This is a genomic window from Paractinoplanes aksuensis (assembly GCF_024137025.1).
Classification (GTDB): Bacteria; Actinomycetota; Actinomycetes; order Mycobacteriales; family Micromonosporaceae; genus Actinoplanes; species Actinoplanes aksuensis.
Map to the genome: position 1 here is coordinate 49,385 of NZ_JAMYJR010000044.1, position 18,441 is coordinate 67,825.

Here is an 18,441-nt window from a genome sequence, read left to right on the forward strand (position 1 = left end):
GGGGTTACAGGACAATGACGTTCGACGTGGCCCGGGTCCGAGCCGACTTCCCGATCCTCTCGCGGGAGGTCAACGGCCACCCGCTGGTCTATCTGGACAGTGCGAACACCTCGCAGAAACCGGCGCAGGTGATCGAGGCGATGCGCCTGCACAACGAGCGGCACAACGGCAACGTGTCCCGCTCCGTGCACACGCTCGGCACCGAGGCCACGTCGGCGTACGAGGACGCCCGCGGCAAGATCGCGGCGTTCGTCGGCGCGGCCACGCCCGACGAGATCGTCTTCACCAAGAACTCGACCGAGGCGATCAACCTGGTCGCGCACTCGCTCGGGCAGCACCTGGCGCTGAAGCCGGGCGACGAGATTGTGATCTCCGAGATGGAGCATCACTCGAACATCGTCCCCTGGCAGCTGCTCTGCGAGCGCACCGGCGCCACGCTGCGCTGGTTCGGCACAACCGACGGTGGTCTTCTGGCGCCGGACGAGACTTTGATCAACGAGCGCACGAAGATCGTCTCGATCGTGCACATGTCGAACGTGCTGGGCACGATCAACGACGTGTCCCCGATCGTGGCCCGGGCGCACGAGGTCGGCGCCCTGGTCATGCTCGACTGCTCGCAGTCGGTGCCGCACCTGCCGGTCGACGTGCAGGCGCTCGGGGCCGACTTCATCGCGTTCACCGGCCACAAGATGCTCGGCCCGACCGGCATCGGTGTGCTCTGGGGTCGCTACGACCTGCTGGCCGCGATGCCCCCGTTCCTGGCCGGCGGTTCGATGATCGAGACGGTGACGATGGGCGGCACCACCTTCGCCGCGCCGCCGGCCCGGTTCGAGGCGGGCACGCCGCCGATCGCCGAGGCGGTCGGTCTCGGTGTCGCCGTCGACTACCTGACCGCGCTGGGCATGGAGGCGGTCCACCAGCACGAGCAGGACATCACCGCGTACGCCCTGAAGACCCTGACCGACGTGCCGGGCGTGCAGATCTTCGGCCCGGCCACCCCCGAGGGCCGCGGCGGCACGCTGTCGTTCGGTGTCGACGGGGTGCACCCGCACGACGTGGGCCAGATCCTCGACGCGCTCGGGGTCGAGGTGCGCGTCGGGCACCACTGCGCCAAGCCGACCTGCGCCCGGTTCGGGGTGCCGGCGATGACCCGCGCCTCGTTCTACCTCTACACCACCACGGACGAGATCGACGCCCTCGCCCGTGGGCTCGACCAGGTCAAGAAGGTGTTCGGCTGATGATGCTCGACGGGCTGTACCAAGAGATCATCTTGGATCACTACAAGCACCCGCACGGCCGTGGCCTGCGCGATCCGTTCAACGGCGAGGCGCACCACGTCAACCCGACCTGCGGCGACGAGATCACCGTTCGGGTCGCTGCCGATCTTTCCGACATTTCGTACGACGGTCTGGGGTGCTCGATCAGCCAGGCCTCGGCCTCGGTGCTGTACGAGCTGCTCAAGGGGCGTACGCCGCAGGACGCGGCGGGAATCCACGAGGCGTTCGTGGCGCTGATGCAGGGGCGCGGCCAGGTCGAACCGGACGAGGACGTGCTCGGCGACGGCATCGCGTTCGCCGGGGTCGCGAAGTTCCCGGCCCGGGTCAAGTGCGCGCTGCTGCCGTGGATGGCTTTCAAGGATGCGGCCGCCCGTGCCGGCATCGACGTTTCTTCAGAGGTGACAGCATGACCGACACTCCCGCTACCGCTCCCTCCGACGAAGGCGCCACCGCGGTCGCTCCCTCGGAGGTCTCCAAGGCTTCGATCGCCGACGTCGAAGAGGCGATGAAGGACGTCGTCGACCCCGAGCTCGGGATCAACGTGGTCGACCTCGGCCTGGTCTACGACGCCTACGTCGACGACGACAACATCGCCACCCTCGACATGACGCTGACCTCGGCGGCCTGCCCGCTGACCGACGTCATCGAGGACCAGACCCGCACGGCGCTGACCACCGGCCCCGGCGGCGGCCTGGTCAAGGACTTCCGGATCAACTGGGTGTGGCTGCCGCCGTGGGGCCCGGACAAGATCACCGACGACGGCCGCGAGCAGTTGCGGGCGCTCGGCTTCAACGTCTGATTTTCGTCGTACCCCACTGTTAGAAAGAGGGCATGGAGCTTCCGGCCCTCATCACCCTGATCGACGAGCGGTCGGCGGCGCTGCGTGACGCAGTCGCCGCCGCTGCTGTTTCCGATGCCCGCGTGCCGGGTTGTCCCGAGTGGGATCTGAACGATCTCGTGGCCCACCTCGGCGCGGTGCAGTTGTTCTGGGCGGCGGCTGTGGCCGCGGCTGATCCCAGCGGGCCGCCGTCGGCCCTCGGCAACCGTGAGCCCGTCGGTGACCTGCTGGCCTGGTCGGCCGGCGCGACCGATCGACTGCTCGCGGCGCTTCGCGACTCGTCGGCCGAGACTCCGGCCTGGGCCTGGTGGGGCCGGTCGTCGGCGCCGCTCACGGTCGGGGCTGTCGCGCGCCATCAAGTGCAAGAGGCGGCAGTGCACGCGTACGACGCCCAAGAGACCGCCGGGAAGGCCGAGCCGCTGCCGGCCGGGGTGGCGGTCGACGGGGTGGCCGAGTTCCTGCAGGTCGGCGTGGGGTCGCTCGGGGCCTGGCCACATCGGCCGGCTCGGGTCGCCTTCGTTGCGGTCGAGGGGCCGGCCCACATTCTCGATCTGACGCCCTCGGGCGGGGTGCTCGACCCCGCGGCCGGGGGTGACGCGGTGGTCACCGTGCACGGGTCGGCCAGTGATCTGGTGCTCGCGCTGTACGGCCGGGTGCCGTTCGAGCGCCTGACCGTCGACGGGGATCAGGAGGTGCTGGCCCAGTTGCGCGCCTGGTCCAACCCCGACTGACGCGCCGCGGCGGTGAACCGTGCGCGCTGGTCGGCTCAGTTGCCGGGCTCGGTGGACCTTGCTCCCACGCGGACCTGGCCCGTCACCCCGCCGGGATCGGTGGCCGGATCGTCGGGGCTGCTTGCGCCGGGGCTTCGGTCTGGGCCGGCGTGGCGTCGGTGACGGCAGGCTCGCCGGGCGGGGCCGGGTCGGCGGGGCTGGTGGTGCTCGGTTCCAAGTCGCCCGGGTGCGGTGTTGGGCCGGCCGGGCGCGATGCGGGCTCGGCTGGGTGCGATGCGGGCTCGGCTGGGCGGGGTGTGGGCTCGGCCGGGACGAGCAGCAGGGCGTTCAGGTCGATCACGATGTGCAGCAGGATCGCGGGGAGCAGGCTGCCTGAGAGCAGCGTCAGAAACGCGAAGACGAAGCCGAGGAAGCCGGAGTTCACCATGCCCAGCCGGCCCTGATAGGCGTGGATGCCGACGAAGAGCAACAGGCTGAGCACGACTGCGGCCAGGGTCGGCAGGTGGAACACCTCGATGCCCAGCACCACCAGGGCGTACCGGAAAACGATCTCTTCGGTGATGCCGGCGGTGACCGACAGCGCCGCGGCGAACCGGCGCTCGCGGACCGTGCGCGGGATCAGCACGGCGATCTGGGCCCGGCCCGGCGGCTGGTACCCGGCCCGCATGCGTTTCCGCAGGCGGTAACCGCCGATCAGCATGGCCAGCGTGACCCAACCGGTCAGCCCCCAAGCGAGCGGAGCCCCGCCGAGCATCCCGGTGATCGGCAGGTCGGGCCAGTCCACGCCGGGCGCCGCTGGTGGTTCGGTGAAGGAGGCGGTCAGCACGACCAGCATCGCCACCGCGGCCCGGGCCCAGCCGCTGAGGATCGCCGTCCGATAGAACCGGACCCGCCGGGACGGATCGGCCTGCACCTGGGCCAGGAGGCGTCTCGTTCGTGTGGTGCCGACGAAGACGTCCGTCAGCAGCATCAGGACGAGCAGTACCGAGAGGATGAGGGGAGCCACGACCGGAGATCATGACGATCGATCGCCGGTGCGGCAACCCTGCTCCGGGCTAGGCGGGCGGCAGGTGGTCGACCGAGTTGTAATAGGCCAGTTGCAGGCGGCCGTCGACCTCGACGAAGCGGCTCAGCGACGCGTTGCGGACGCTGCCCGCCGACCGTTCTGCCTCGAGCACCTTGTCCCAGCTGAGCTGTTCGATCACGGCCCGCATCATCAGCACGACGGCGTCGTGGGCGACCACGATGACCCGCTGCCCGGCGTGGTCGCGGTGCAGGTCGTCGAGGAACGCGCCGAGCCGCACCTCGATGTCCGCGAACGACTCGCCGCCCGGAGGCGCGTAGCGGTACTCGCCGGCCTCGGCCCGGCGCTCGGCCTCGCCGGGGAAGCGCTGAGTGACGGCCGCGCGGGTCAGCATCTCGAGATCGCCGAGCAGCCGGTCGACCAGCCGGTCGTCGGTCGTCGGCTCGGGCAGGCCGACGCCGGACTTCTCGGCCGCGATCCGCCATGTCTCCCGCGCCCGCAGATAGGGCGAGGTGATCACCACCTGGGGCAGTTCGTTCTCGGGCCGGTCGCCGATCCACTCGCCGAGCGCGGCGGCCTGCTGAGCGCCGTACTCGGTCAGGGGAACTTCGGCGTCCCGGCCGCTGACCTCGGCCTCGAGCAGCCCGTCCTTGTCGGCGGCGGGAAAGGCGACATTGGCCAGGCTCTGCCCGTGCCGGACAAGAAGAAGTTCGGCAACCACACCCATGATCCGACCCTATCCCGCGAACGGCACGTCGTAGTCCGCGGTGGCCGGCCGTCTTCGATCACCCTGCCACGGGGAAGTCGAAGGTGCCCAGCTTGGTCGGATCGGCACTGTAGAACGCATATGCTGACCAGTCCCACTTCTTGACCCGGAGCGCCTTGCGTGCCTCCGCGATGCTTGCTTCCAGAGAGAACCCGTCCATGAGCGCGCGGTACAGCTCTCGCCCGAACCAGAGAGCGCTGGTATCGGAGACGGCGCGCGTGGTGGCGATGACCGCGGGTACGCCGGCTCGGATGATCGTCTGACATATGCCGTGGGTCAGGCCGACCCGTTCGACGCCGGTCTCACATCCGTTCAGAACGGCCAGCACGACGTCATAGTCGCGGAGAACCTCAGCGAGAGCCTTCGCACCGAACAGAGTGTATTGCTCAGTGTCGTCGTGCAGCACCAGACCCGCCTCGTCGGAACGCGGCGCAGTGGCGTGGCCGACGTAGTGCAGGATCTGGGGGCGAAAGGTTCGCACGGCTCGCTGTAACGATTCCGCAGACGCCTCCCGCAGGACGTTCAGCCTGATCTCACCGCGCTGCTCGGCTCGAGCAAACAGTCGTTGAAGCGTCTTTATCTCTTGCTCGGCCCCGGGCAACGGCCATCCTCCCGGCGCCGCGTGGACGATCAGAATCCGAACCGGTGTCGCCAAGGCGCGCGTCTCGCGTACCCTCGCCCCGGGCACGTGTCGTACGACCGACATCTTGATCGTATGGCCGGCCATCCGCTCGATGGTGGGCACATAAAGGCATTCCCACAGCAGCTCGGTGATCCAGTTCGAGTCGGCCGAGATGGTCAGGCGGACCGGCTCAGGGCGTTCGAGCGCTGTGGTCAGGCGGTCGCTCAGCCTCATGTCCTTCTCGAAGGTCTGCTTCCACAACCTTTGGCCGATGGCCACGGCGGCATCTTCGCCGGCCGCCGGCCCCCAGTCCGGCACCAGCGTCAGGTCGCGCGTCTCAGAATTACCACCCCCGTACCGCGCGACCCGGTAGTAGCGCACCAGCCGAGCCGCACTCTCCAGTAGGTCCGAGACGGGCAGACTCACGTCCGTCTCGACCGGTTCACCGAGTCCGACCAGCCGGGCTCGGCCGTCAAGCTCATTCGGAGGATGCTCCAGCTCCGTTCCGGCATGTGCGGTGAACTCGAGCCGAAGGTCCTCGAACGGGGGTAAGGGAGCGATCGCAGCAGCCGTGAGTCGCCCCCCTTCGCCCGCGGCGACTGTACTACCGGCCGCCGCCAGAAGAGTCGAGAACTCCTCGGCGAAGATGTCACCCATGTGCGGGCGGATCCTCAGGAAGTCGACCAGCCGCTCGTCGTCCTGATACTTCTGCCACGACTCGGCCAACCTCACCTCGTCGGCATCGGACAGCACGGCCCTCTCGAGCAGATCAAGACGAAGCTTCCCACCCGGAGCACGCACTCGGGCCATGAGCTCGGGCCAGCCGAACTCCATCATGTGTATTTTGGCGAACTTGCGCCGGGCCAAGACGTCCCTGGCTACAGCGAGGCGAGCATGCACCGACGCGTCGAAGTTCGGATCTTGCGCTTTCGCCTGGTCGAGCAGGAGCTGGCTCGCTTTGGCATAGCGCTTGGAGTCGTGCAAACGGTCGACTCCTTCCCGAAGCGCCGGAGGAAGTTGACCGAGGTCTACCGAGGCGTGCCCGGCGGGAATCTGCGAAAGCAGGGGGATTCGTCCCAGGATCCGGCGCCAGTCGCTCTCGTCCATCCGGCGGTCGAAGTCGGCATCACGCAGCAGCGTCGGCGGTTCCGCCGGATCGGCGCCTTCCGGTCGCTCGAACAGCCACTGTTCAGCCTCGGCCACCGATCTGTCGTAATCCATGGCTACGGCGGCACGGCGTAACGCGACGCCGAGCGGCGGGTAGTCGTTGTCGAGTTCCAGCAGCCGGCTGAAGAACACTTGATGAAGCCAGTCAAGGGTGGTGTTGTCACCGCGGTCGGCGACTTCGGCCACTATGAAGGTGAAACATCCATCGTCGCTGACCACCGTTCCGTCGCCGGTCGGGTGCAAGTCGATGAACTGATGGATCGAGCGCAGCAGGTCGGGCGGCACTGATGCGAATGACGGCTTCCTCTTCAAAGTCGGCTCGGCCGACTCCTCCTCCAGCAGGCGCAAGGCGTCAGCGGCGTCGGCGCTCGCCGCGGCTTCGACGACCGCCTTCACCAGAACCGGGTTGGCTGCCTGCAGCTGCACGAACTTGCGCCAGATCTGGACGTGGTCGACACCGCTCATTCCGGAATCCTGACGTCGTAGCCGTAGGAGAGCAGGAAGCACTGTTGCTTGAGTCGCCGTGGGTTTCCACCGGCCCCGGCCGCCAGCAGATCCATGGCGCCGCTCCACTCGGGAAAGTTCGTGGTGACCAACCGGCTGGGTGACTCGGCCCGGACTTTGGTGATCGGTACACCGAGCTGGACGATCTTTTCGAGGTAGGCGCGGGCCTCCGCGTCGCGGGCCGGAGCCTCCTCGTCCGAGCCCAGCCGCTGACGCAGGCCACGGCTGAGAATCTCCTCGTCGGCGGCCACAATGAACAGGCACTCCGCCTCGATCGCCGCGCCCTCGGAGAAAACAATCTTGATCGTTTCCAGAACGTCGAGTGCAACCTCCGGAAGGCAACGGTCCAGATCGTCCAGCAGAACGATGGTTTTGCGATTGTTCCCCTTCCTGAACATGTCCTGGATGCCTTCACGCAGCTCCTCCACCGAGGAAGCGGTCGTGGTCGGCGCCGGCGTCACTCCCGGCGAGCCGAACGAGTCCGAACCCATGCCGAGCAGGCGGCGCAGAGACCCCATCGGTCCGGCGAAGGCACCCAGGAGATCGCCGGCGAATCCGGCCAGCAGCGACATCTGCCGAACTGTCTCGATGTCGCCGTTGGCGCGGTTTGCTATCCGGGAGTGCCGGCCGACTTTGGCCATCAGTTGGTCGAATGCCTCCTGATCTGGGATGTCCTGTTCAGGGTCGGCATAAGGAAACAGTTCCTTGAGCAACGGCCGGCGCAGGCGGGCGGCCACGGACAGCTTCGGGGGAGCCGAGATCTCGTAGATCTCCAAAGCGATTTTTTCGAGCAGCGCCCGCCAGATGGCGTCCGCCGTTATGTACGGCCAAGCTGAGAACACCACGAACCGTGATCCCTGCCAGCCTGGCTGCTCAGTCAGGTACTTCTGCAGAAAGTGGGCGAACGTGGTCTTGCCCTCACCCCACCCCCCATAGACGCCCAAGGTCAGGGGGAGCCGGTGCAGAGGCAATTGCTGGGCGAGCCACTCCGCGTACGGCCCCATTCCCAGCATATCGCCGTCCGGATCGGTCAGCGCCCGATCATGAAGTTCCGGCACGTCGTCACCTCGCTCGCAGAACGACCAGGAGAACCGTCGCCACCATGAGCCCGGCGACGGCGGGCCACCCGGCGATCGGGACGAGGGCCACAGCGACCACACCGAGGCCGGAAAGCGTAGTAACCCGTTTCGGATGCAGCAGTGCTGGTCGACGCGGCGGTAAGAGTCTGGCCAAGGCGTAGCCGGCAATAAGGAGCAGCCAGGCCCCGGCCATCCACAGCCCTCGGGCGGCAGCCTTTGCCGCACGGTCGCTGGCCTCGGCCTTGCCCCGGCTCTTGCGTTCCGTGTCGCTCGCCGCGGCGAGTTCACTCGCGGCCGCCAATTCGCCTGGTGCCAAACGGCTCAGATGAAACTCAAGAGACGCCACGAGCTCGACGCGGTCGTCGATGCTGCGGCGGATCGGCTCGTCCTTGCCGGCGGCGGCCCGGTTCAGCTCAGTCTGTTCGACCAGGACATCGCGGCGGGTGTCGGCGATCTTCGCGACGATCTTGGCGTGTGTCTGGCGCATGATCTCGTGCTGCCGGGTCGCGGCCGCGAGTCTCTCGCGAGCCTTGGCCTCGGCCTGAACGGGTGGGTCGTTGCTCCCCGACAACTCGATACGGGCGGCCACGGCCGTGCCACCGACGACGGCCCCGGCCGCGATGACCACCGCCACCAGCAGATCGCCCCAGGTTGTACCACCTGGTCGAGAAGGGACAGCCACGCAGCGACCGTAACGGCCTCCTCGGCAGCGGTCCATCCATCGACAGGAGTAATCCGTGGGTCATGTGGACGGTGCGCTTCCGGCAGCGATGATGGCCGACGCGAAATTCGGTCGCGACGGTGGATCGGGAGCGGCAGCATGTAGCGCGTGACCAAGCCGAAGCTGCTTTCCGTTGTCTCTGTTGCTGTGGCCGATCGGGCCGCGCGACAGCAGCGGGCCGCTCTGCGGGAAACGGCGGTCCGTCAGCCGCGGTCATGAGCGCGGCGTTCCTGGCCGGCGTGGTCGCCGGCTACGGGGTAGCGCTGCCCATGGGCGCCATCGGGGTGCTCATCGCCGGTCTCAGCGCCCGCACTTCTCTGCGGGTCGGCGCCGCCGCCGGGCTGGGTGCGGCCACAGCGGACGGCATCTTCGCCGCCATTGCCGTGGCCGGGGGAGCTGCGGTCGCCGGTGTGATCGCGCCCGTCACCGAGCCCCTACGCTGGTCGGCGGCCGTGGTGTTGCTGGTCATCGCCGCGTTGACGGCCCGCGCCGCCTTCCGCAAACCGGGCGCGGCCGCCGTCGACGGTCGCCCGGCCACTCCGTGGCGCGCCTACGCCGGAGTCCTGGGACTGACGTTGTTCAACCCGGCCACGGTCGTCTACTTCGCCGCGTTGGTGCTGGGCCGCGCCGGCGAGGGCGGTGGGGTCCTCTTCGTCATCGGAGTTTTGCTGGCCTCGGCCAGCTGGCAATTGGTGATCGCCGCCAGTGGCTCTCTCGTCGGCCGCTGGCTGACCGGCCCTCGCGGCCGTGCCCTGACCGCGCTGATCTCCAGCCTCGTCATCGCCATTCTGGCTATCCGCCTCCTGCTCCCCGCCTGAGCTGGGGTGGTGCCCGGTCCTGGTCTTACCTGGATCCGGCATCGACCGTCGCGCCGGGCTTTGGCGTGGGTGCCCGGTGTTGGTCTGACCTGGATTTCGGCTCGGCCGTCGTGCCGGGCTTTTGGCGTGGGTCCCTGGTCTTGCTCTGAGCTGGGCGGGTGTCCGGTCTGAGCTGGCGGGGGTGCACCGGCTTTGGTCTGAGCTGGCGTGGGTGCCCGGTCCTCGGGGTGCGGCGGGAGGAGGACCGGTCAGGTGCTGATGGGTGGTGTCGCGGTCAGCGGGGGAGGTGGGCGAGCGCGCCGGTTTCGAGGGCGGACCAGACTGCGCCGTCGGGGCCGATGGTGATGCCGTGGGGTTCTGAGGACGGGGTGGGCAGGTCGTGTTCCTCGATGGCGCCGCTCGGGTCGATGTGGGCGATGCGGTTGGCGGCCCACTCGGTGAGCCAGCAGCCGCCGGACGGGTCGGCCGTGATGGCGTGGGGGCGGGCTGCGCGGTCGGGCAGCGGGAACTCGGTGATCGTGCCGTCCGTCGTGATGCGGCCGACCTGGCCTGCGCCGATCTCGACGAACCAGATCGCGTTGTCGGCGCCCAGGGTGATGCCGACCGGGGCCGCGCCCTCGGTGGGTAGGGGTTGCAGCGTCACCTGGCCGTCGAGGGTGATGCGGCCGATCGCGTCGGCCTGGTTGACCGTGAACCAGAGGGCGTCGTCGGCGCCGGGCGTGATCATGGATACGAAGCCGTCGGTCACCGGCAGGGGGAACTCGGTGACGGCGCCCTCTGGGGTGATGCGGCCGATGGCGTCGGCGTTCATCTCGGTGAACCACAACGCTCCGTCGGCCCCAGTGGCAATGCCGAACGGGGCGCCACGCACAGTGAACGAGCTCTGTTTGCCGTCGGTGGTGATGCGCCCGATGCGGTCGTCGCGGTTACGGGTGAACCACAACGCTCCGTCGGGGCCGGCCGTGATGATCGACGGGCCGCAGGCCGGGTTGTCGAGCGGGTGTTCCTCGACGGTCTCGTCGGGCCCGAGCCGGGCGATGCGGCCGCCGTGCACCAGCGTGATCCACAGGCCACCGTCGGGCCCGGGAACGAGGCCGTAGGGCCCGGCGGCCGGGTCGGTGATCGTGATCTCGCGCATGGGAGCTCCTCAGAGGTGTTTCGTTGCCTCGCGTACGGACAGGCCGGACAAGCTCGACCGGTGGGCCTCGACGAAGGCGCGCACCGCCGAAGGATCGGTGCGGGCGTAATGGCGCAGCGCCCAGCCGATCGCCTTGCGGACGAAGAAGTCGCGATGACCGGCCTGAGCCGCGCAATAGCCGAACAGCCGCTCGGTGTCGGTCGCCGTGCCGTAGTGCAGTTGATGCAGGATCGCCGTGCGCACCAGCCACATGTTGCCGTCACGCGACCACTGGTCCATCACCGTGACCAGCGACGGGTGGCGGGCCACCAGCCCGCCCGTGAACCGGGTGGCCAGCGCGTCAACCGTGTCCCACCAGGACTTCGTCGTGATCAGCGCGCGCAGCGTGGGCACGAACCCGGGCCCGGGGACGGCCACGTTGCGTACCAGATAAGAACAGGCCACGTATTGGAACTCGCGCTGCTCGCGGGCCCACAACGCCGGCGCGGTCGACCGCAGATCGGCCTCGGCCGGCGGCGGCAGCCCCCGCAGCGCCGCCCGTTCGAGCTTTTGCAGCGCCGGCGCGGGCAGACCGAGGAAGGGGAACTGGTCTTTCATGTACGCCGCCTGGGCCGCGGCCCGCACCGGGTCGGCCGCGGGCAGCAGTTGCTCGTCGAGCCTCTGCAGCACCGTCGCGGTCAGGTCGGTCATGGCCCGCATCCTGCCACCGTAGTCTGACAAGAATGGGCGAACGGGCGGCCGCGGGCGGCGGGAAATGGGTGGATGTCGCGCCGGAGCGGCTGGCGCGATGGCTGGAGAATTTCGAGCGCCGCCATGGCCCGTACCGGGAAACGGGGTTGACCTTGACCGCGGCCGACGGCGCCTCGGCGACCTGGCTGACGCCGCCCGGCGCCGACGAGGTCACGACGCTGACCGAACTGATCGAGACGGCGCAGCGGCCGCGCACGCTGGGTCTGCTGCTGGCTCGCAAGGGCGCCGTCGCCGTCGGCATCGCCGAGGGTCCGAAACTGATCGCTTCCAAGGTGGACACGCACTACGTGCAGGGCCGGACGGCCGCGGGTGGCTGGTCGCAGCAGCGCTTCGCCCGCCGTCGCGACAACCAGGCAAAAGCCGCCGCTGCCGATGGCGCCGGCATCGTGGGGCGCATTCTTCTTCCCAACGTACGCGCCATGGCCGCGCTGGTGACAGGCGGTGATCACGCCGCCGTGGCCGCGATCCTGGCCGCACCCCAGTTGGCCCCGCTGGCCGCCGTCCGGGCCGAGCGGTTCCTGGACGTGCCCGAGCCCCGGCACGCGGTGCTGGTGTCCGCGATCGCCGGCGCCCGGGCAGTGTCCGTACTGGTCAAGGAGCCTTAGAACGACGTGGCGCAACTTTCCGGGTTGCCCGACTCGTAGCCCTTCTGGAAGTTCTGCTGGCGCTGGGCCGACGTGCCGTGCGTGAACTCCTCCGGGTTGACCGGGTTGCCGCTGCGCTTCTGGAGCTCGTCGTCGCCGATCTTGCCGGCCGTCTCGATGCCCTCCTGGATGTCCTGCTGGGTCAGGCTCTTGAAGATCTTCTGGCCCTTGGTGTCGGTCGTCTCGGTGGCCGCTTTCGACCACACCCCGGCGTAGCAGTCGGCCTGCAGTTCGAGCTTGACCGAGAGCGCGTTCTGCTGGCTCTCGCTCGCGCCGTTCTGGGCCCGGCGCATCTTGGCTTCCTGGCCGGTGATGTTCTGCATGTGGTGGCCGTACTCGTGGGCCAGCACGTAGGGCTGCGCGAACTCACCGGGCGCGCCGAGCTGCTTGGCCAGCACGTCGTAGAAGGAGAGGTCGATGTAAACCTGCTTGTCACCGGGGCAGTAGAACGGCCCGACCCCGGAGTCGGCGGCGCCGCAGGCCGTGCTCACCCGCTGCGCGAAGATCACCGTCTTGGCCGGCTCGTACTGCCGGTTGAAGTATTCCGGGGTGGCCTTGGTCCAGTACGCCTGGATCGAGTTGATGTAGAGCACGTTGCGGCACTCGAGCTGCTGCGTCGCGTTGTCCTGGGCGCAAGCCTGCTGAATGTTGGCGTTGTCGCCAGTATCACTACCGCCGCCGATCTGGTTGATGCCGAAGTAGCCACCGACCACCGCGAGGACGATCGTGACGATGATGCCGACCAGGCCGCCACCGCCGATCGGCAACCCGCCGAACCCGCCACCACCACCGCCGGAACCCCGTCGGTCGTCGACCTGACTGGTATCGATCTCGGCGTTCTCGTTGAGTTCCATCTCATCCTCACAGAGCCGGGGCGGCGGGGGTGTCCGATGCGTACCCGATGATCTTGGTCGGTAATCGGGTGGGAGGTATCAGCGGGTGCCCGGTACTATTACCCCGTGCTGCTCTGCGAAGGCTGACCTGCCCCGCGCCGGACCGTTGACATGATGGCCGGCGTTTTCGTGTGTCCGGAGTCAGCCCTTTTCTTCCTCGAGAGCGAGAGTCAGCAATCATGATCACCGCCACCGGACTCGAACTGCGCGCCGGCGCCCGCATCCTGCTGTCCCCGGTCACCCTGCGGGTGCAGCCGGGCGACCGGATCGGCCTGGTCGGCCGCAACGGCGCGGGCAAGACCACCACCCTCAAGGTCCTGGCCGGCGAGGGCCAGCCCTACGCGGGCGCCGTCGAGCGCACCAGCGAGGTCGGCTACCTGCCGCAGGACCCGCGCACCGGCGACCTCAACGTCACCGGCCGCGACCGGGTGCTCAGCGCCCGCGGCCTCGACTCGATCATCGCCGAGATGCAGAAGCTCGAGATCGAGCTGGAGGAGAGCGCCGACGACAAGCTGGTCCGGCGCTACGGCAACCTGGAGGACCGGTTCTCCGCCCTGGGTGGCTACGCCGCCGAGGCCGAGGCCGCCCGCATCTGCTCCAACCTCGGTCTGCCCGACCGCGCGCTGGCCCAGACCATCGGCACCCTGTCCGGCGGTCAGCGCCGCCGCATCGAGCTGGCCCGCATCCTGTTCGCCGACTCCGGCCAGAACGGCAAGGGCATTCTGCTGCTCGACGAGCCCACCAACCACCTCGACCAGGACTCGATCTCGTGGCTGCGCAGCTACATGGCGCAGCACAAGGGCGGCCTGATCGTGATCAGCCACGACGTCGAGCTGCTCGAGGCCGCGGTCAACAAGGTCTGGTACCTCGACGCCAACCGCTCGGTCGTCGACATCTACAACGTGGGCTGGAAGAAGTACCTGGAGTCGCGCGAGACCGACGAGCGGCGTCGCCGTCGCGAGCGGGCCAACGCCGAGAAGAAGGCCGGCGCCCTGATGGCCCAGGCCGACAAGATGCGGGCCAAGGCGACCAAGACCGTCGCCGCGCAGAACATGGCCCGGCGGGCCGAGAAGCTGCTGGGCGGTCTGGAGGACACGCGCGTCGCCGACAAGGTGGCCAAGGTGCGGTTCCCCAACCCCGTCCCGTGCGGCAAGACGCCGCTGACCGCGACCGGCCTGTCGAAGTCGTACGGCTCGCTCGAGATCTTCGCCGACGTCGACGTGGCGGTCGACCGGGGCTCGCGCGTGGCCATCCTCGGCCTCAACGGCGCCGGCAAGACGACGCTGCTGCGCATGCTCGGCGGTCTGCTCCAGCCCGACACCGGCGAGGTGCGCCCGGGTCACGGCCTGCGGCTCGGCTACTACGCCCAGGAGCACGAGACGCTGGACGTCGACCGCACGATCCTGGAACACATGCGCAGCGCCGGCGGCGACCAGAACGACACCGAACTGCGCAAGATCCTGGGCGCGTTCCTCTTCTCGGGTGACGACGTCGACAAACCGGCCGGTGTTCTTTCGGGTGGCGAGAAAACGCGTCTGGCCCTGGCCACGCTGGTCTGTTCGGGCGCCAACGTGCTGCTGCTGGACGAGCCCACCAACAACCTCGACCCGGTCAGCCGCGAGCAGGTGCTGGACGCGATCGCCAACTACCCGGGCGCGATTGTGCTGGTCACCCACGATGCCGGCGCGGTACAGGCGCTCAAGCCGGATCGCGCGATCCTGCTGCCCGACGGCGACGAGGACGCGTGGAGCGACGACTTGCTGGAGCTCGTCGAATTGGCGTGATCCGCGGATCATCGCCATCGTCTCTTGTCAACCAGTGCCCACACAGACAGTGCGACGTTCGGGCGTTTGCGGTCAGGTCGGGCATCGAAGCGGGCAGCCCGAAGTTGGCACAACCGGTTCGGCAGCGCTGGGTAGGCGATGCATCGACGCTGCGTCATGTCCGCCCCCGGCCGCTCCTCGATCGAGTGTTTCCGCAGGTGATCGATGGTCTTGGGGAAACGCGCGCGGATGTCCGCCGCTGAGGTGAAAGCTTTCACGGCAAACGACTGTTAACTGTCTGACATTGATGGCCGCCGTCATCGTCAAGTTCCTGACAGTGATAAATGGGCACGTTGGCTAGGCCTGGATACCTAGCGCATGATCGTTGGAGGCGGTCTAATAGGTGAGACCGTATGAACCGCACAGTCTGGGACGTGAGGATTCAAGATGCCAGCCACGGGCACTGCCACCAGCACTGAGAAGGGTCGCCGAATCGTCGGCAGCGAGCGCCAGTCATTGGCGAAGGATCTGGTGAAGCGATACACCTCGGGTGAGAGCATTCGTGCCCTTGCCGCATCCACCGGCCGGTCCTACGGATTCGTTCACCGGGTCCTCACCGAGTCCGGTGTGCAGCTCCGCCAGCGTGGCGGTGCCCGTCGCCGCAAGAAGGCGTGACGACCGGCGACGCCGCACCCGGCCTCCCCGCCGACGAGTCGGGCGTTCGCTACGACCTGGACGGGCCGGTGGCAACGGTGACGTTGTCCCGGCCCGAGGTGCTCAATGCACAGACGCCGGCGATGTGGGCCGAGCTCTCGAACATTTCCCGGAAATTACCGGGTGACGTGCGAGTCGTCATTGTCCGAGGCGCCGGCCGTTCCTTTTCCGCGGGCCTGGATCTGTCGGCCGCACGCGGTGAAGGCGATTCTTCACTCGTGAAGCTCGCGCAGTTGTCACCGGACGAGAGCGCGGATCGGATTGCCGGCTTCCAGTCGGCGTTCACCTGGCTGCGTAACCCGAGCATCGTGACGATCGCGGCCGTGCAGGGCCATGCGATCGGCGCCGGTTTTCAACTGGCGCTCAACTGCGACATGCGTGTGCTGGCCGACGACGCGCGATTCTCGATGGCCGAAGTGACGCTGGGACTCGTGCCCGATCTGGGCGGGACGAAGCGGCTCACCGAGCTGGTCGGGCCCTCGCGGGCGCTCGAGATCTGTGTGACCGGCCGGCGTATCGCCGCCGACGAGGCGCTCACGCTGGGGCTGGCCACGACCGTGGTGCCGGCGGCCGACCTGGAGGCCACCGTCGCCGACCTGGCCGCGGCCGTGCTCGCCGCCGACCGGGGCGCGGTGGCCGAGATCAAGGCCCTGCTGGCCGGGGCGACCCAGCGGACGTACGCCGAGCAGGACCGCGCCGAGCGTGAGGCGCAGACCCGTCGCCTGCGTGACTTGACGGAATAGCCCGTTCCCCTCCCGAAGTTGTCATACCCGCCGGGCAGACTCCCCTCTGCCCGCACATGACGCCCGGGAGGTGACGAGATGAGCATGTCCAGCTGGATGATGCTGCGCTCGATCGAAAACTCGGACCGGGTGGCCCGACACAGTCTTCGCGCGGGCACGACCCGCCGGATCCTGCGCTACGCCCGGCCCTACCGCCGGGACATCCTGGTCTTCCTGTTCACTGTGGTGCTCGCGGCCGGCATCGGCGTCGCGACCCCGCTGCTCGCCGGTCACGTGGTCAACGCCATCACCGACGGCGGTCCCGACGCGGCCTCGACCGTGATCCGGCTCGCCGTCATGATCGCGGTGCTGGCCGTGGCCGACGCGCTGCTCTCCCTCGCCCAGCGGTGGTATTCCGCCCGCATCGGCGAGGGCATCATCCTCGACCTGCGCACCCGGGTCTACGACCACGTGCAGCGCATGCCCCTGCAGTTCTTCACCCGCACCCAGACCGGCGCCCTGGTCAGCCGGCTCAACAACGACGTCACCGGGGCCCAGCGGGCCTTCACGTCGACGCTCTCGGGCGTGGTCAGCAACGTCATCCAGCTGGTGCTCACGGCGGCGGTCATGTTCAGCCTGTCGTGGCAGATCACCACGCTCTCGTTGCTGCTCCTGCCGCTGTTCATCATTCCCGCGCGGCGGGTCGGCAAGCGCCTGGCCGAGATCACCCGCGAGTCGTACGACCTCGACGCCAAGATGAACGCGACGATGACCGAGCGGTTCAACGTCTCCGGCGCCCTGCTGGTCAAGCTGTTCGGCCACCCCGGGGCCGAGGCCGACCGCTTCGGCGAACGGGCGTCCCGGGTCCGCGACATCGGCATCCAGCAGGCCATGTTCTCGCGTACCTTCTTCGTCGCCATGCTGCTGGTGGCGTCGCTGGCCCAGGCCCTCACCTACGGGCTCGGCGGCTGGCTCGCGGTCACCGGCGGCGTCACGGCGGGCACGGTGGTCACGCTGGCCCTGCTGCTCACCCGGCTCTACGGCCCGCTGACCGCGCTCAGCAACGTCCGGGTCGACGTGATGAGCGCGCTCGTGTCGTTCGACCGGGTCTTCGAGGTGCTCGACCTCGAACCGGGCATCGAGGAGAAGCCCGACGCGGTCCCGCTGCCCGAGGGGGCCGGCCGGATCGAGTTCAGCGACGTGCACTTCCGCTACCCGAGCGCGAGCGAGGTCTCGCTGGCCACCCTCGAGGACGTGGAGACCCTCGACCGTACGGAGAACGCGCCCGTGCTGCGTGGGGTCGACTTCACGGTCGAGCCGGGCCGGATGGTCGCGCTCGTCGGCCCGTCCGGCGCCGGCAAGTCGACCACGTCGATGCTGGTCTCCCGCATCTACGACGCCACCTCGGGGGCCGTGCGCATCGACGGTGTCGACGTGCGCGACGCGACGCTCGACTCGCTGCGCGACACCATCGGTGTCGTCACCCAGGACGCGCACCTGTTCCACGAGACGATCGCCGAAAATCTGCGGTACGCCCGCCCCGAGGCCACCGACGACGAGATGTGGGCCGCCCTGCGCGGCGCCCAGGTGGCCGATCTGGTGGACACGCTGCCCGACGGTCTCGACACGGTCGTGGGTGAACGCGGCTACCGCTTCTCCGGCGGCGAGAAACAGCGGCTGGCGATTGCCCGCTTGCTGCTCAAACGCCCATCCATCGTCGTGCTGGACGAGGCCACGGCGCACCTCGACAGCGAATCCGAGGCGGCGGTGCAGCGCGCCCTGGCCGTGGCCCTCGAGGGGCGCACAGCGCTGGTGATCGCCCACCGCCTTTCGACGGTCCGCGACGCCGACCAGATCCTGGTCCTCGACGAGGGGCGCATCGTCGAACGCGGCCGCCACGACGAGCTGGTGACCGCGGGTGGGCTCTACTCCGAGCTCTACCGCACCCAGTTCGCCACGGCCTCACCCCCACCGACCTACACCGACAACGTCGAAATCGTCACGGTCCCGGCCGGCCAGATCGAACCCTGACCAGCGCTGCTCGGCCTGCCGCGTCCGGCCGAGCTGGACATCGTTCGTCGACGGCGCTGGGCATCGTTTGTCGACGGCAATGTCTGGTCGGGCGGCGGGGTGGAGCCGTTCGGGTTGGGGGTCAGGCGGCGGCGCGGCCGCTGACCGGTCGCCCCGCATCGGCCGGTCGCCCCGCATCGGCCGGTCGCCCCGCATCGGCCGGTCGCCCCGCATCGGCCGGTCGCCCCGCATCGGCCGGT

General features: G+C 68.8%; 18 protein-coding genes. 10 read left to right on the top strand and 8 right to left on the bottom strand.

Annotated elements, in window-relative coordinates; translation table 11 throughout:
• Positions 1-14: 14 nt before the first annotated feature.
• Genes M1L60_RS37725 through M1L60_RS37740 form a run of 4 tightly spaced genes read left to right on the top strand, consistent with a single transcriptional unit; the run spans position 15 to position 2,846 of the window.
• Positions 15-1,238, top strand: a complete 1,224-nt coding sequence (locus M1L60_RS37725; protein ID WP_253242365.1) for a cysteine desulfurase — start codon at positions 15-17, stop codon at positions 1,236-1,238.
• The gene (sufU, locus tag M1L60_RS37730) at positions 1,238-1,687 is read left to right on the top strand and encodes a Fe-S cluster assembly sulfur transfer protein SufU (protein WP_253242366.1); all 450 of its coding nucleotides are present in this window, start codon (positions 1,238-1,240) and stop codon (positions 1,685-1,687) included. The genes M1L60_RS37725 and sufU overlap by 1 nt, the downstream gene beginning before the upstream one ends.
• On the top strand, positions 1,684-2,076 hold the full coding sequence (locus tag M1L60_RS37735) for a metal-sulfur cluster assembly factor (RefSeq protein ID WP_253242367.1): 393 nt from the start codon (positions 1,684-1,686) through the stop codon (positions 2,074-2,076). The genes sufU and M1L60_RS37735 overlap by 4 nt, the downstream gene beginning before the upstream one ends.
• 32 nt (positions 2,077-2,108) lie before the next feature.
• A complete protein-coding gene (locus M1L60_RS37740; RefSeq protein ID WP_253242368.1) occupies positions 2,109-2,846 on the top strand; it encodes a maleylpyruvate isomerase family mycothiol-dependent enzyme in 738 nt (245 codons plus the stop codon).
• A gap of 82 nt (positions 2,847-2,928) precedes the next feature.
• On the opposite strand, the gene M1L60_RS48085 is transcribed toward M1L60_RS37740, so the two are convergent.
• The 5 genes from M1L60_RS48085 to M1L60_RS37765 are packed head-to-tail and all read right to left on the bottom strand — an operon-like array spanning position 2,929 to position 8,642.
• A complete protein-coding gene (locus M1L60_RS48085) occupies positions 2,929-3,852 on the bottom strand; it encodes a CPBP family intramembrane glutamic endopeptidase (protein WP_253242369.1) in 924 nt (307 codons plus the stop codon).
• Between the two features lie 49 nt (positions 3,853-3,901).
• Positions 3,902-4,597: a histidine phosphatase family protein gene (locus tag M1L60_RS37750; RefSeq protein ID WP_253242370.1), complete on the bottom strand. Its 696-nt coding sequence runs from the start codon at positions 4,595-4,597 to the stop codon at positions 3,902-3,904.
• A 58-nt stretch (positions 4,598-4,655) separates the two neighbouring features.
• The gene (locus M1L60_RS37755) at positions 4,656-6,890 is read right to left on the bottom strand and encodes a CHAT domain-containing protein (RefSeq protein ID WP_253242371.1); all 2,235 of its coding nucleotides are present in this window, start codon (positions 6,888-6,890) and stop codon (positions 4,656-4,658) included.
• A complete protein-coding gene (locus M1L60_RS37760) occupies positions 6,887-7,987 on the bottom strand; it encodes a KAP family P-loop NTPase fold protein (RefSeq protein ID WP_253242372.1) in 1,101 nt (366 codons plus the stop codon). The genes M1L60_RS37755 and M1L60_RS37760 overlap by 4 nt, the downstream gene beginning before the upstream one ends.
• A gap of 4 nt (positions 7,988-7,991) precedes the next feature.
• Positions 7,992-8,642, bottom strand: coding sequence for a hypothetical protein (locus M1L60_RS37765; protein WP_253242373.1), 651 nt, complete (start codon positions 8,640-8,642; stop codon positions 7,992-7,994).
• 302 nt (positions 8,643-8,944) lie between these two features.
• Between M1L60_RS37765 and M1L60_RS37770 the strand changes: the two genes are divergently transcribed.
• Entirely contained in the window at positions 8,945-9,547 is a 603-nt protein-coding gene (locus tag M1L60_RS37770) for a LysE family transporter (protein WP_253242374.1), read from the top strand.
• A gap of 274 nt (positions 9,548-9,821) precedes the next feature.
• On the opposite strand, the gene M1L60_RS37775 is transcribed toward M1L60_RS37770, so the two are convergent.
• Positions 9,822-10,685, bottom strand: coding sequence for a Vgb family protein (locus M1L60_RS37775; protein WP_253242375.1), 864 nt, complete (start codon positions 10,683-10,685; stop codon positions 9,822-9,824).
• Positions 10,686-10,694: 9 nt separating this feature from the next.
• On the bottom strand, positions 10,695-11,375 hold the full coding sequence (locus M1L60_RS37780) for a DNA alkylation repair protein (protein WP_253242376.1): 681 nt from the start codon (positions 11,373-11,375) through the stop codon (positions 10,695-10,697).
• 32 nt (positions 11,376-11,407) lie between these two features.
• On the opposite strand from M1L60_RS37780, the gene M1L60_RS37785 reads away from it, so the two are divergent.
• A complete protein-coding gene (locus M1L60_RS37785) occupies positions 11,408-12,040 on the top strand; it encodes an acVLRF1 family peptidyl-tRNA hydrolase (RefSeq protein ID WP_253242377.1) in 633 nt (210 codons plus the stop codon).
• Here M1L60_RS37785 and ypfJ read toward each other — a convergent pair.
• Positions 12,037-12,933: a KPN_02809 family neutral zinc metallopeptidase gene (ypfJ, locus tag M1L60_RS37790; protein WP_253242378.1), complete on the bottom strand. Its 897-nt coding sequence runs from the start codon at positions 12,931-12,933 to the stop codon at positions 12,037-12,039. The genes M1L60_RS37785 and ypfJ overlap by 4 nt on opposite strands.
• Before the next feature lie 218 nt (positions 12,934-13,151).
• On the opposite strand from ypfJ, the gene M1L60_RS37795 reads away from it, so the two are divergent.
• The 4 genes from M1L60_RS37795 to M1L60_RS37810 all read left to right on the top strand — a co-directional run bounded on the left by M1L60_RS37795 (position 13,152) and on the right by M1L60_RS37810 (position 18,202).
• On the top strand, positions 13,152-14,756 hold the full coding sequence (locus M1L60_RS37795) for an ABC-F family ATP-binding cassette domain-containing protein (protein WP_253242379.1): 1,605 nt from the start codon (positions 13,152-13,154) through the stop codon (positions 14,754-14,756).
• Positions 14,757-15,182: 426 nt separating this feature from the next.
• Complete coding sequence (locus tag M1L60_RS37800; protein WP_127501473.1) at positions 15,183-15,410, top strand: helix-turn-helix domain-containing protein; 228 nt, start codon at positions 15,183-15,185, stop codon at positions 15,408-15,410.
• Complete coding sequence (locus M1L60_RS37805) at positions 15,407-16,192, top strand: enoyl-CoA hydratase/isomerase family protein (RefSeq protein ID WP_253242380.1); 786 nt, start codon at positions 15,407-15,409, stop codon at positions 16,190-16,192. Before M1L60_RS37800 ends, M1L60_RS37805 begins: the two co-directional genes overlap by 4 nt.
• A gap of 78 nt (positions 16,193-16,270) precedes the next feature.
• Positions 16,271-18,202 carry an ABC transporter ATP-binding protein gene (locus M1L60_RS37810; RefSeq protein ID WP_253242381.1) on the top strand — a complete coding sequence of 644 codons (1,932 nt, stop codon included), beginning with the start codon at positions 16,271-16,273 and terminating at the stop codon, positions 18,200-18,202.
• The last annotated feature ends 239 nt before the right edge of the window (positions 18,203-18,441 follow it).

Bases quoted from the DNA above. Each gene is read 5' to 3' on its own strand.
- M1L60_RS37725 (WP_253242365.1), top strand. From the start codon at position 15: ATGACGTTCGACGTGGCCCGGGTCCGAGCCGACTTCCCGATCCTCTCG.
- sufU (WP_253242366.1), top strand. From the start codon at position 1,238: ATGATGCTCGACGGGCTGTACCAAGAGATCATCTTGGATCACTACAAG.
- M1L60_RS37735 (WP_253242367.1), top strand. From the start codon at position 1,684: ATGACCGACACTCCCGCTACCGCTCCCTCCGACGAAGGCGCCACCGCG.
- M1L60_RS37740 (WP_253242368.1), top strand. From the start codon at position 2,109: ATGGAGCTTCCGGCCCTCATCACCCTGATCGACGAGCGGTCGGCGGCG.
- M1L60_RS37750 (WP_253242370.1), bottom strand. From the start codon at position 4,597: ATGGGTGTGGTTGCCGAACTTCTTCTTGTCCGGCACGGGCAGAGCCTG.
- M1L60_RS37755 (WP_253242371.1), bottom strand. From the start codon at position 6,890: ATGAGCGGTGTCGACCACGTCCAGATCTGGCGCAAGTTCGTGCAGCTG.
- M1L60_RS37770 (WP_253242374.1), top strand. From the start codon at position 8,945: ATGAGCGCGGCGTTCCTGGCCGGCGTGGTCGCCGGCTACGGGGTAGCG.
- M1L60_RS37775 (WP_253242375.1), bottom strand. From the start codon at position 10,685: ATGCGCGAGATCACGATCACCGACCCGGCCGCCGGGCCCTACGGCCTC.
- M1L60_RS37780 (WP_253242376.1), bottom strand. From the start codon at position 11,375: ATGACCGACCTGACCGCGACGGTGCTGCAGAGGCTCGACGAGCAACTG.
- M1L60_RS37785 (WP_253242377.1), top strand. From the start codon at position 11,408: ATGGGCGAACGGGCGGCCGCGGGCGGCGGGAAATGGGTGGATGTCGCG.
- ypfJ (WP_253242378.1), bottom strand. From the start codon at position 12,933: ATGGAACTCAACGAGAACGCCGAGATCGATACCAGTCAGGTCGACGAC.
- M1L60_RS37795 (WP_253242379.1), top strand. From the start codon at position 13,152: ATGATCACCGCCACCGGACTCGAACTGCGCGCCGGCGCCCGCATCCTG.
- M1L60_RS37800 (WP_127501473.1), top strand. From the start codon at position 15,183: ATGCCAGCCACGGGCACTGCCACCAGCACTGAGAAGGGTCGCCGAATC.
- M1L60_RS37810 (WP_253242381.1), top strand. From the start codon at position 16,271: ATGAGCATGTCCAGCTGGATGATGCTGCGCTCGATCGAAAACTCGGAC.